Origin of the sequence: Pseudomonas sp. OST1909 (genome assembly GCF_015277575.1) — a bacterium.
Taxonomy (GTDB): Bacteria; Pseudomonadota; Gammaproteobacteria; order Pseudomonadales; family Pseudomonadaceae; genus Aquipseudomonas; species Aquipseudomonas synxantha_A.
Genome location: NZ_CP063780.1, coordinates 1,375,773 through 1,388,211 on the forward strand (window position 1 = coordinate 1,375,773; position 12,439 = coordinate 1,388,211).

8 protein-coding genes are annotated in these 12,439 nt (G+C 60.8%); 2 read left to right on the top strand and 6 right to left on the bottom strand.

Annotation, left to right across the window (positions count from 1 at the left end):
- The first annotated feature begins 70 nt into the window (after positions 1 to 70).
- Complete coding sequence (gene ftsZ / locus IH404_RS06105) at positions 71 to 1,276, top strand: cell division protein FtsZ (protein WP_005784951.1); 1,206 nt, start codon at positions 71 to 73, stop codon at positions 1,274 to 1,276.
- Positions 1,277 to 1,388: 112 nt separating this feature from the next.
- Entirely contained in the window at positions 1,389 to 2,300 is a 912-nt protein-coding gene (gene lpxC, locus IH404_RS06110) for a UDP-3-O-acyl-N-acetylglucosamine deacetylase (RefSeq protein ID WP_003171886.1), read from the top strand.
- Between the two features lie 67 nt (positions 2,301 to 2,367).
- Here the strand turns inward: lpxC and IH404_RS06115 are convergent, their stop codons facing one another.
- The 6 genes from IH404_RS06115 to IH404_RS06140 form a co-directional block, all read right to left on the bottom strand.
- Complete coding sequence (locus tag IH404_RS06115; protein ID WP_005784952.1) at positions 2,368 to 3,852, bottom strand: diguanylate cyclase; 1,485 nt, start codon at positions 3,850 to 3,852, stop codon at positions 2,368 to 2,370.
- 105 nt (positions 3,853 to 3,957) lie between these two features.
- A complete protein-coding gene (locus tag IH404_RS06120) occupies positions 3,958 to 5,280 on the bottom strand; it encodes an OprD family porin (protein ID WP_005784954.1) in 1,323 nt (440 codons plus the stop codon).
- Between the two features lie 859 nt (positions 5,281 to 6,139).
- Entirely contained in the window at positions 6,140 to 7,504 is a 1,365-nt protein-coding gene (locus tag IH404_RS06125; RefSeq protein ID WP_005784956.1) for a heavy metal sensor histidine kinase, read from the bottom strand.
- Positions 7,494 to 8,171 (bottom strand): heavy metal response regulator transcription factor, encoded by a 678-nt coding sequence (locus IH404_RS06130; protein WP_005784958.1) that lies wholly within the window; start codon positions 8,169 to 8,171, stop codon positions 7,494 to 7,496. Before IH404_RS06130 ends, IH404_RS06125 begins: the two co-directional genes overlap by 11 nt.
- A gap of 7 nt (positions 8,172 to 8,178) precedes the next feature.
- Positions 8,179 to 11,274 carry a multidrug efflux RND transporter permease subunit gene (locus tag IH404_RS06135; RefSeq protein WP_194440145.1) on the bottom strand — a complete coding sequence of 1,032 codons (3,096 nt, stop codon included), beginning with the start codon at positions 11,272 to 11,274 and terminating at the stop codon, positions 8,179 to 8,181.
- Positions 11,271 to 12,437, bottom strand: a complete 1,167-nt coding sequence (locus tag IH404_RS06140; protein WP_194440146.1) for an efflux RND transporter periplasmic adaptor subunit — start codon at positions 12,435 to 12,437, stop codon at positions 11,271 to 11,273. The genes IH404_RS06135 and IH404_RS06140 overlap by 4 nt, the downstream gene beginning before the upstream one ends.
- Between the last annotated feature and the right edge of the window lie 2 nt (positions 12,438 to 12,439).

Here is a 12,439-nt window from a genome sequence, read left to right on the forward strand (position 1 = left end):
TACCGCGACACCGCAGCACCCGCAGTAAGCAGTAGGCGAAAAAACTAGAGAAAACGAAAGGAGAGGGAACATGTTTGAACTCGTAGACAACATCCCCGCTAGCCCGGTTATCAAAGTAATCGGTGTCGGCGGTGGCGGCGGCAACGCTGTCAACCACATGGTCAAGAGCAACATTGAAGGCGTTGAATTCATCTGCGCCAACACTGATGCCCAGGCGCTGAAAAGCATCGGCGCGCGGACCATCCTGCAATTGGGCACAGCGGTGACCAAGGGCCTCGGCGCTGGCGCCAATCCGGAAGTCGGCCGTCAAGCCGCTCTGGAAGACCGCGAGCGTATTGCCGAAGTGCTGCAAGGCACCAACATGGTGTTCATCACCACCGGCATGGGCGGAGGTACCGGTACCGGTGCTGCTCCGATCATTGCCGAAGTGGCCAAGGAAATGGGGATTCTGACCGTCGCTGTCGTGACGCGTCCGTTCCCGTTCGAAGGCCGCAAGCGCATGCAGATCGCCGACGAAGGTATCCGTCTGCTGTCTGAAAGCGTCGACTCGTTGATCACCATTCCCAACGAGAAACTGCTGACCATCCTGGGCAAGGACGCAAGCCTGCTGTCTGCGTTCGCCAAGGCTGACGATGTACTGGCCGGTGCCGTTCGCGGTATCTCCGACATCATCAAGCGTCCGGGCATGATCAACGTCGACTTTGCCGACGTTCGTACCGTCATGAGCGAAATGGGCATGGCGATGATGGGCACTGGCTGCGCCAGCGGTCCTAACCGTGCACGCGAAGCGACCGAAGCGGCCATCCGCAACCCGTTGCTCGAAGACGTGAACCTGCAAGGCGCACGCGGCATCCTGGTGAACATCACCGCAGGTCCCGACCTGTCCCTGGGTGAGTACTCCGACGTGGGTAGCATCATCGAAGCCTTCGCGTCCGAGCACGCCATGGTCAAGGTGGGTACCGTTATCGATCCGGACATGCGTGATGAACTGCATGTAACCGTGGTTGCGACCGGCCTGGGTGCGAAAATCGAGAAGCCTGTAAAGGTCATCGACAACACCCTGCACAACAGCCAGGTCAGCCAGGCTAATCAGGCAGCGGCCGCTGCAGCACCTGCTCGCCAGGAACTGCCGTCGGTGAACTACCGTGATCTGGACCGTCCGACCGTGATGCGCAACCAGGCCCAGGCCGGTGCTGCTGCATCCCGTAGCCTGAATCCGCAAGATGATCTGGACTACCTGGACATCCCGGCATTCCTGCGTCGTCAGGCCGATTAATGGAATGTATCAGGGCTATGAAGGTGATTGGTGTTCAGCAAAGGTCTGGTCTGTTATTATCGCCAGCCTTTGTTGATACCAGTTCGCAATTTGCGCTGAAGCGGTCCAAGCCATGATTAAACAACGCACCCTGAAGAATATTATCCGTGCCACAGGTGTAGGTCTGCACTCCGGGGAGAAGGTATACCTGACCCTCAAGCCCGCACCTGTCGACACCGGCATCGTGTTTGTTCGTGCCGACCTGGACCCTGTGGTGCAGATTCCTGCTCGCGCGGAAAACGTTGGCGAAACCACGATGTCGACCACTCTGGTCAACGGTGACGTCAAAGTGGACACGGTGGAGCACTTGCTCTCGGCCATGGCTGGCCTGGGCATCGATAACGCCTACGTCGAGCTCTCCGCGTCCGAAGTCCCGATCATGGATGGCAGCGCTGGACCCTTCGTATTCTTGATTCAATCTGCCGGCCTGGAAGAACAGGACGCAGCCAAGAAGTTCATTCGCATTCTGCGGGAAGTGACAGTAGAAGACGGCGACAAGCGCGCCACCTTCGTCCCGTTCGAAGGCTTTAAAGTGAGCTTTGAGATCGATTTCGATCACCCGGTATTCCGTGACCGCACCCAAAGTGCAAGCGTGGATTTTTCCAGCACTTCGTTCGTAAAAGAAGTCAGCCGCGCCCGTACCTTTGGTTTCATGAGTGACATCGAGTACCTGCGCAAGCACAACCTCGCACTCGGCGGCAGCGTTGAAAACGCCATTGTGGTCGACGCGGATGGTGTACTGAACGAAGACGGCCTTCGCTACGAAGACGAATTCGTGAAGCACAAGATCCTCGATGCAATCGGTGACCTCTACCTGCTGGGCAATAGCCTGATAGGCGAGTTCAAAGGCTTCAAGTCGGGCCACGCCCTTAACAACCAGCTGCTGCGCAAGTTGATTGAGCAGACAGACGCTTGGGAAGTCGTGACCTTCGAAGATGCCAGCACCGCACCGATCTCTTACATGCGTCCCGTTGCGGCGGTGTAAGTAACAACTCTCTTTCTTTAGTTTTTAAAGGCTGCCTTCGGGTGGCCTTTTTTTATGGCGCGCCGTTTTATATGGGAAGGGTTGCCGCGTCCACAATGCGATTGCGCCCACTGTGCTTGGCCTCATACAACGCTTGGTCAGCCTTGAGCAGCAAGTCCTCAAGGGTGATACGGCTGTGCTTGTGCCAGGTACTCATGCCGATGCTCACCGTGATCGGCTGATCATCCCCGGCCACCTGCGGCAAATGCTGAACGCTCTGGCGGATACGCTCGGCGATCACCCAGGCGCCCTTGGCGTCGGTATGGGGCAGCACCGCGGCGAACTCTTCACCGCCATAACGCGCTGCCAGGTCGGCCGGGCGACGGATAGTGCTGTTGATTACCTGCGCGACTGCCCGCAACGCATCATCCCCACCCTGATGGCCGTGGCGGTCGTTGAAGGCCTTGAAGTGGTCCACGTCGATCATCAGCACGGTCAGCGGCTCGGTTGAGCGCTGCGCACGGTCCCATTCCATACGCAAACGCTCGTCCAGAGTGCGACGGTTGGCCAGGCCGGTGAGGGCGTCGGTGGCTGCCAGTTCTGACAGCACCTGCTCGGCACGATGGCGACGGCGCAATTCCATGCACAGCGCCCAGGTCAGCCACAACAGACCCACACATAACACCCCCGTTGCAAGGCTGACCAGCCACGCCGCGCGCCGCCAGGGCGCGAACACTTCATCACTGGAGAGGGCCACCGCAACGATCAATGGCAAATTGCCCACATTGGAGAAACTGTAAAGGCGTGCCTGATGGTCGACACTGGAGATGCTTCGGAAACTGCCGTCCCGTTCACGCAGCATACGTGCGACGTTGGGGCGTTGGCTCAGGTCCTTGTTGATGATATCCGCTTCCAGCAAAGGCTCTTGCGCCAGCAGGATGCCTTGGTGGTTGAGCAGGTTGATCGTGCTGTTGCTGCCGATATTCAGGCTGGTGAACAGCTGGCGGAAGTACGACAGGCGCATGGACGCGACGGCGACTCCCAGGAAGCGCCCGTCCGGTGACGAAACGCGGCGGCTGAACGCGATGCGCCATTGGTCATCGCACACACAGCGGGCCATGAACGGACGGCTGATGTACAACCCCACGTCCGGATTCTGGCGGTGAACCTGAAAATAGTCCCGATCAGCGAAGTTGCCGGGCTTGATCGTGAGCAGTGACGAGTCGGCAATCACCTCGCCGGTGGGGTCCAGCAACAGGACATCGCCCTTGTATGGCGCGGCGGCGGAGCGGTCGAACAGCACCAACTGACGGATACTCGCGGATACATCCTGCAGGTCAGTACGTTCGGTAGCGGTGATCAAACCCTTGAGGCCCACATCGTAGAGTTCGACATTGCGCAACACGTCGGCGTCGATCAATTGGGTGATGGTATTGGCGGTGCGCTTGGCCGTCTGCAAGGTATTGGCGTGTTCACGAATCAGCAGCGCCGTGACGACTCCCACGATCAGCAACACTGTCAGCGTGCTGCCCAGGATCAGCAGGCGCTCAGGGCGGGTAAGGCTTGGGCTCATCGGACGCACTTCTGCTTTGAGGATGCCAATAGCTTAGTAGCAACTCTGGAATAGGTCGCAGAACCCAAATGTGGGAGCAATCCCCCTCCCACATTTGGAACCTTGTCAGAAGATGTTGATGGGGTAATCCACAATCACACGGTACTCATCCACATCCCGATCCACTGCCGAGTAGCCATTGCTTCCTCGATTAGTCGCCCATTGCAGGCGCACGGCGAGGTCCTTGGCCTTGCCACCCTGCACCACATATTTCACGTCGATATCCCGTTCCCAATGCTTGGCGTCCTTGCCGTCGGCGCTGTACCAACTGCTGTAGCCACGACTGTTGGGGTCGACCTTGGTCAGGTCGGTCTTGCCGCTGATGTAGGACACGGCAGACGTCAGCCCCGGCACGCCGAGGCCGGCGAAGTCGTAGGCGTACTTGAGCTTCCAGGAGCGCTCGTTGGGGCCGTTGAAGTCCGAGTACTGCTGGGAGTTGTCCAGGTACACGCTGTCGCCCTGGGTGATGTAGTCGAACGGCGTGTTGCCGTTGACCCGCTGATAGGTGGCCGTGACGCTGTGGTTGCCCACGCCTACGGTGAAATGCAGGCTGTAGGTGTTGTTGTCGATATCACCCAGCAGCGATTGGCCGGTGTCCTGGGTGTGGTAGTAGTGCAGGCCGGGGGTCAGGCTGACCAGATCATTGAGGGCGTAGGTATATTCGAGGTCGTAGTAGTACTGGTGCCATACGTCCTTGAGTTCGGAGGCGTACAGGTTGCTGGTCAACCCGGCAATGCCGCTGAACGACACGCCGGCCCAGTCCAGGTGCTGGCTGTCGGCATTGGCCGGCAATGCGCCGTAGCTGGTGCCGATGCGCCGATGGCCGCTCTGGTTGTAGAGCTTGGTAAAGCTGGCCTGGCCGCCTTCGATCATCCAGCCGTCAAAGCTGTGGTTGGTCAGGCTTACACCCCGGAACGTCTGCGGCAACATGCGCGTCATGCCGCCGGCGATCACCGGGTTGTTAAGGAACAGGTCGCCGGCTTTCAGTTCGGTATCGAAGGCACGCATTTTCAAGGTGCCGCCGGCGGTGGAAAACGAACCCGGTGCCTTGCCGTTGCCGCTGCCGTAGGGAAGGATGCTGGAGCCATCAGTGCCGCCGCCGCCGTCGAGCTTCAGGCCGAGCATGGCGTTGACGTCCAGGCCAAAGCCGACGGTGCCCTGGGTGTAGCCGGACTCGAAAGTGCCGATAAAGCCCTGGCCCCATTCCTTGCTGTCATCGGTATGGGTGTCGCGTCGGTCGCGGTTCATGTAGTAGTTGCGGGTGTTGACCGTGAGGTGCGAACCCTCGACGAAGCCTTCGTCGGGCGGGGCGTCCGCCGCGTGGGCAAGGGGGATGATCGTTGCTGCGATTGCGAGGAATAACGGGGTGAACGTCAGCGAGTTCTTCACCGGTGGAGCTCCTTTGGTCAATCATGAACGGCCAGTGTCGTGGGGTGTGCCCGGCCTTTTTTCACGGCAAAAAAAAGCCGCTGAAGTCAGCGGCTTTAAGACAGATTCCCAGTGTAGAGCCCTGGAAATAAGTCGAGGGAAATTCGGGTAAGCGGGTCAGCTGCCTTTGCCGTCGCGCTCATCGATGCGTCAAAGTAACGCAGGCGAGCGGTGCGATACAGAGTGTAACAAGATAATAACTATTGCCCAAATCGCAACAGTGTGGGCGATAGGATCTTCTGTGGGAGCTGGCTTGCCTGCGATGCAGACACCTCGGTATGCCACGCGCGCCGGGATGATGCTATCGCAGCATGGGTATCTACACATCTTTTGGTGCGGCGCTGTACCTGTGGCGAGGGAGCTTGCTCCCGCTGGCGGCCTCAGGGCCGACGAGGGTGCTGGGTCAGACCGAGTACATATCCGTTATTTAGGTAACGGCTGCTATTGGTTCCGCTCTTACAGCGGCTCACTTTTGAAAAGCCGGAATGCCGGCCCAGACAAAAGTAAGCAAAACGCTCTTGCCCCAACACTCGGCACCTCGCTTAGGCTCGGTGTGCCCGTAATCCGCCATGGATTTGGGGGGCCGCCGCCACGCGCCATCCATGGCGCGGGGCGGCTAAACCGGCATCCCTGCCGGTTTACCCCCCAAATCCATGTCGGATTCCAGCCAGCGTGGTTTAACGGGGCGCCTGAGATCAAAAGCAGATCAAGATCAAGAGCTACTCGCTTCGCATCGTGGTTACCGTCGGTTGCTATCAAGTTGTGTAGATACCTATGGCTATCGCAGGCAAGCCAGCTCCCACATTTTTGAACGAGTTGTTTAGACCGGAAGGGTGATACCAAAGGTATTGCCACCGCCTTCGCTGCGCACAAACACATCCCCGCCATGCATCAACGCAATCGCCTTGACGATAGCCAGCCCCAGCCCGTGATTGGCCCCGCTGTTGCTGCGTGATGCATCCACCCGGTAGAAACGTTCGAACAGGCGCGGCAAGTGTTCGCTGGCGATCGTCTCGCCCGGGTTGGTCACGCCAATCGCTACCTGTTGCCCCTGCACTTGGATGTGCACGTTGATAACCTGTCCGGGCGCGGTGTGTTGCACGGCATTGCTCAGCAGGTTGATCAGCGCACGCCGCAGGTGGGCCTTTTCGATCTGTACCCGGGCATCGCCGTGCACGCGCACCTGGACCTGGGCGTCTTCGAGGATGAAGTCCAGGTAATCGAGGGTGGTGGCCACTTCATCGGCCAGGGAGCATTCGATCAGCTTGGTGGCTTTGCTGCCCTGGTCGGCGCTGGCGAGGAACAGCATGTCGTTGATGATCGAGCGCAGCCGTTCCAGCTCTTCCAGGTTCGATTGCAACACCTCGAAATAGTGCTCGGCCGAACGCCCGCGTGTCAGTGCGACTTGGGTCTGGCCGATCAGGTTGGTCAGCGGCGAGCGCAGTTCATGGGCCACGTCGGCGTTGAACGATTCCAGGCGCGAGTAGGCTTGTTCCACGCGGTCGAGAGTGGCATTGAACGAATTGACGAAGAGGCTCAACTCCGGTGGCAGCGGTGACAATTGCAAGCGCCCCGAGAGTTTGGGCGGGGCGAGTTTGCGCGCTTCGTCGGAGAGCTTTTCCAGTGGCTTCAAGCCGATGCGCGCAACCCAGAAGCCCAGCAGCGCGGCCATGACCACACCCACCATTGCCAGGCTGATCAACGCCACCAGCAAATGATGCTGGGTGGCGCGGAAGTTTTCGGTGTCGATGGCGATCATAAAGCGCAACGCCGGGCGCTGGTCCTTGGCCGCAAACTGGCTGACCAGCACCTTGAACGGATAAGCGTGGCCGGGCAGGCGCAGGTCGCGCTTGCCCGTCGGGCCCTGTGCAAAGGCACGGATTTGCGCGTCCGGCTCGCCATATTCATAGCTCGGGTCGCTGCTGACCACCCAGAATCGAATGCGCTTGTCTTCTTCGCCCAGCAGCTTGAGCTTGGACTTTATCTTGACCCAATGCTCCGGCGTGCCGAAGCGGTTCACCGACGATTCCAGCACGCTGTAGCGCGCATCCAGTTCGGCGCCCGGCAACAACCCCAGGCCGCGATCCACCTGCTGGTACAGCGCGCCGCCGATCAGCACGAAGATCAGCAGCGCCACCAGAGTGAACATGCTGCTCAAACGCAGGGCAATGGAATTAGCCGACACTACGGTTCTCCAGTACATAACCCATGCCGCGAATGGTGTGCAGCAGCTTGTGTTCGAACGGCCCGTCGAGCTTGGCGCGCAGGCGCTTGATCGCCACTTCCACCACGTTGGCATCGCTGTCGAAATTGATGTCCCAGACCATCTCGGCAATCGCGGTCTTGGACAGGATTTCTCCCTGGCGCCGCGCCAACACGCTGAGCAGCGAGAACTCCTTGGCGGTCAGGTCCAGGCGTACACCGTTGCGACTGGCCTTGCGGCTGATCAAGTCGATCCACAGGTCGGCAACGGTTACCTGCACCGGCTCATGGCCGCCGCTGCGGCGGGTCAGGGCTTGCAGGCGCGCCACCAGCTCAAGAAACGAAAACGGCTTGCCCAGGTAATCATCGGCGCCCTCACGCAGGCCGCGAATGCGGTCCTCCACGCGCTCGCGGGCGGTGAGCATGATCACCGGCGTCTGCTTGCGGGCGCGCAACGCCCGCAATACGCCAAAGCCGTCCAGGCCGGGGAGCATCACGTCGAGCACGATCACCGCGTACTCATTCTCCAGCGCCAGGTGCAGGCCCTCGACGCCTTCGCGTGCCACATCGACGGTGTAGCCTTGCTCTGTCAGGCCACGGTGCAGGTAGTCTGCGGTTTTTTCTTCATCTTCAATAATCAGGACGCGCATGACCGCCTCAGTGTGTGGTCGCCAGCGCCAGCGCTGGTTTGGGCCTGTGGAAAGTCCGTTCAAGGTACAAGTATATGACCGGAGTCGTGAACAGCGTCAGCGCCTGGCTCACCAGCAAGCCACCCACCACCGCAATGCCCAGCGGTTGACGCAGTTCCGCCCCCGGGCCCGAGCCCAGCATCAAGGGCACCGCGCCGAGCAGGGCGGCGAGGGTGGTCATGATGATCGGTCGGAACCGCGTGACGCAGGCTTCATAAATCGCATCCTCCGGCGTCAGCCCGCGCACGCGCTGGGCTTCCAGGGCGAAGTCGATCATCAAAATGCCGTTTTTCTTGACGATGCCGATCAGCAACACCAGGCCGATCAAGGCCATGATCGAAAAATCCTGGCCCAGCAGCCATAGCATGATCAGCGCACCCAGGCCCGCCGAGGGCAGGGTGGAAATGATCGTCAGCGGGTGCACGAAACTCTCGTACAGCACACCCAGGATGATGTACACCGCCACCAGCGCCGCGAGGATCAGCCACGGTTGGCTGGCCAGCGAACTCTGGAACGCCTGGGCTGCGCCCTGGAAGTTGCCGATCAGGGTGCTCGGCATACCGATGTCGTTCTTGGCCTGGTCGAGCATGATCACCGCGTCGCCCAGGGCCACGCCGGGCGCCAGGTTGAACGACAGGTTGGCGGCGGGGAACATGCCGTCATGGCTGATGGATAAGGGCCCCACGCTGGGCGGCTCGACCCTGGCCAGTGCCGACAGCGGCACCATTTCGTTGGTCAGCGGCGAGCGCAGGTAAAAGTAGTTGAGGCTTTCGGCCTTGCCGCGTTGCTGGCTGTCCAGTTCGAGTATCACCTGGTACTGGTTGATCTCGGTCTGGAACTCGTTGATCTGGCGCTGGCCGAAGGCGTCGTACAGCGCCTGGTCGACATCGGTGGCGGTCAGGCCGAAGCGGGCTGCGGCCTGGCGGTCGATGTTGATGTGGGTAATGCTGCCGCCCAGTTGCAGGTCGTTGGACAGGTCACGAAACGCAGGGTTGCTGCGCAGTTTCTCCGTGAGGCGTTGGGTCCAGGTGTTGAGCGTCGGGCCGTCGTTGCTCTTGAGCACGTATTGGTACTGGGCGCGGCTGGGGCCGGAGCTCAAGTTGATGTCCTGGCCGGCGCGCAGGTACAGCACGATACCGGGCACTTTCGCCAGTTGCGGGCGCAGGCGGTCGATGAACTGGCTGGCGGACACGTCGCGATCACCGCGATCTTTCAAGGCAATCCAGAAGCGCCCGTTGGCGATGGTCTGGTTGCTGCCGGTGACGCCCACCGAGTGGGAAAACGCCTGCACCGCCGGGTCGGCCTTGACGATGTCCGCCAGGGCCTTGTGCTTGGCAACCATGTCCTTGTACGACACATCGGCCGCCGCCTCGCTGGTGCCGAGCACGAAACCGGTGTCCTGCACCGGGAAGAAACCCTTGGGGATAAACACATAACCGACCACAGCCAAGGCCAGGGTCACCACGAAGATCGCCGCCATGCTGCGTTGGTGCGCCAGCGCCCGGCGCAGATTGCGTGCGTAGCCGGCCAGCAGGCGCTCGCTGAAGGAGGGTTTGGCGTGGGCAGGATGGCTCGGTGCGCGCATGAACAAGGCGGCCAGGGTAGGCGCCAATGTCAGCGAAACCACCACCGAAATCAGGATGGTCGAAGTGGCCGTCAGCGCGAATTCCTTGAACAACCGCCCGACCACACCGCCCATGAACAGCAGCGGAATAAACGCCGCTACCAGCGAGAAGCTGATGGACACCACGGTAAAACCGATTTCGCCGGCCCCCTTGATCGCCGCTTCGCGCTGGCCCAGGCCGGCCTCCAGGTGCCGATGGATGTTCTCCACCACCACAATCGCATCGTCCACCACGAAGCCCACGGCGATCACGATAGCGACCAGGGTCAGGTTGTTCAGGCTGAACCCCATCACGTACATCAGGGCAAAACTGGCCACCAGCGATACACCCAGCACGCCCGACACAATCAGTGTCGCCGAGAGCTGGCGCAAAAACAGCGCCATCACCGCCACCACTAGCAGGATGGCGATCAGCAGGGTCATTTCCACTTCATGCAGGGAGGCGCGGATGGTCTTGGTGCGGTCGGTCAATACGCTGACCTGCACCGAGGCCGGCAACATGCCTTGCAGGCGCGGCAGTTCGGCCTGGATGCGGTCGACGGTTTCGACGATGTTGGCGCCGGGCTGACGCGAAATCACCAGGTTGACCCCTGGCGTATCGCCGGACCAGGCTTGCACGTAGGCGTTTTCCGAACCATTGATGACGTTGGCGATATCGCGCAGTTGAACCGGTGCGCCGTCTTTGTAGGAAACGATTAACTGGCCGTAGTCTTCGGGATGAAACAGCTGGTCGTTGGTCGACAGGGTCGAGACGCTGTTCTCGCCATAGATCGCGCCCTTGGCCAAGTTGAGGCTCGACTGCTGAATGGCCAGGCGTATGTCGGCGAGGGTCAGGCCGATGGCCGCGAGTTTGTCGGGGGAGGCCTGCACGCGAATCGCCGGGCGTTGCTGGCCGGTGATGTTGATCTGGCCGACGCCGTCGATCTGGCTGATCTGGCGCGCCAGCAGGGTTTCCACGTAATCACTCAGCTCGGTGCTGGGCATGCTGCCTGAACTGACGCTGAGGATCAGCACCGGGCTGTCGGCCGGGTTGACCTTTCTCCAGGTCGGCAAGTTCGGCATATCGCTGGGCAGCTTGCCGGAGGCGGTGTTGATTGCGGCCTGGACTTCCTGGGCGGCGGTGTCGATGCTTTTTTCCAGGGTGAACTGCAACGTCAAAAGGCTTGAGCCCAAGGCGCTGCTGGAGGTCATCTGGGTCACGCCGGGGATGGCACTGAATTGCACCTCCAGGGGCGTGGCCACTGATGAGGCCATGGTGTCCGGGCTGGCACCGGGCAGTTGCGCGGTGACCTGGATCGTCGGAAATTCCGCTTCCGGCAGCGGGGCGATGGACAGGCGTGGGAAGGCGATGATCCCCAGCAGTACCAAGGCAAACGTCAACAACAGGGTGGCTACCGGGTGATCAACGCACCAGGCCGAGGGCGAACGGCTGCCGCTCATGGTTGCACCGTGGCGTCAGCGGTCTGGATCACCTGTGGTGGCTCCTTGAGTACTTCCACCTGGGCGCCGGCCTTGAGCCGCGACTGACCGTCGCTGACCAGCACGTCCCCGGCCTGCACGCCGGTGATGATGTTGATCTCGCTGTCCTGATAGGCAACCTGTACCGGCACCACTTCTGCTTTATTACTGTTGACCCGGTACACGAAGTGCGCGTCCAGCCCACGCTGCACTACGGTCGGTGGTACCACTAGAACATGCTTGTCGAGGGCCGTCTGGATCTTGATGGTCACCAGTTGCCCCGGCCACAGCTTTTGCGCAGGGTTGTTGAACTCGGCCTTGGCTCGCAGGGTGCCGGTGGTGGAGCTGATCTGGTTGTCGATCAGGCTCAGGTGGCCTTCGCCGAGCAGGTGGCCGGTGTCGCCGTCGGTATCGGCGCCCAGGTAGGCGTCGACGCTGGCCGGGGTTGGCGCCGCGATCAGGCCCTGCAGGGTCGGCAGCATCTGCTGCGGCAGGGAGAACTCAACGGCGATCGGGTCGAGCTGGGTGACGGAGAACAACCCCTGGGTGTCGCTCATGCGCAGGAAATTACCTTCATCCACACTGCGAATGCCCACGCGACCACTGACGGGGGAGCGAATCTGGGTGTAGGAAAGTTGTACCTGAGCAGCATCAATCGCAGCCTGATTGCCTTGCACGGTGGCCCTGAGCTGGTTCACCAATGCCTGCTGCTGGTCATAAGTCTGCTTTGATACGCCGTCGTCAACGCTCAGCGCCTTGTAGCGCTTGAGGTTGACCAGTGCCACTTGCAACTGCGCCTGGCTTTCACCCAGTTGCGCCTTGGCCTGGTCGAGGCTGGCGCGGATCGAGCGGTCATCGAGGGTCGCCAGCAGGTCACCGGCCTTCACCGACTGACCTTCCTGGACCAGCAACCGGGTGAGGATGCCGTCGATCTGCGGGCGAATCACCACATTGTGCAACGACAGCACCGAGCCGATGCCGCTGACAAACCGCGGTACATCCTGTTGCGTCACGCTCACCACCCGCACGGGAATGGCGGTAGGCGCCGCCAGCCGCGCCTTGGCCGGCCGGGTCAATGCCCAGGCTGCGACAGCCAGTATCAGGAGGGCACCCACTATCAGGGCCATGTTTCGTTTGATCTGCATAG

What these genes read in the sequence shown, in the direction of transcription:
- ftsZ (WP_005784951.1), top strand. Translation starts at nt 71, where the DNA reads ATGTTTGAACTCGTAGACAACATCCCCGCTAGCCCGGTTATCAAAGTA.
- lpxC (WP_003171886.1), top strand. Translation starts at nt 1,389, where the DNA reads ATGATTAAACAACGCACCCTGAAGAATATTATCCGTGCCACAGGTGTA.
- IH404_RS06115 (WP_005784952.1), bottom strand. Translation starts at nt 3,852, where the DNA reads ATGAGCCCAAGCCTTACCCGCCCTGAGCGCCTGCTGATCCTGGGCAGC.
- IH404_RS06130 (WP_005784958.1), bottom strand. Translation starts at nt 8,171, where the DNA reads ATGCGCGTCCTGATTATTGAAGATGAAGAAAAAACCGCAGACTACCTG.
- IH404_RS06135 (WP_194440145.1), bottom strand. Translation starts at nt 11,274, where the DNA reads ATGAGCGGCAGCCGTTCGCCCTCGGCCTGGTGCGTTGATCACCCGGTA.
- IH404_RS06140 (WP_194440146.1), bottom strand. Translation starts at nt 12,437, where the DNA reads ATGCAGATCAAACGAAACATGGCCCTGATAGTGGGTGCCCTCCTGATA.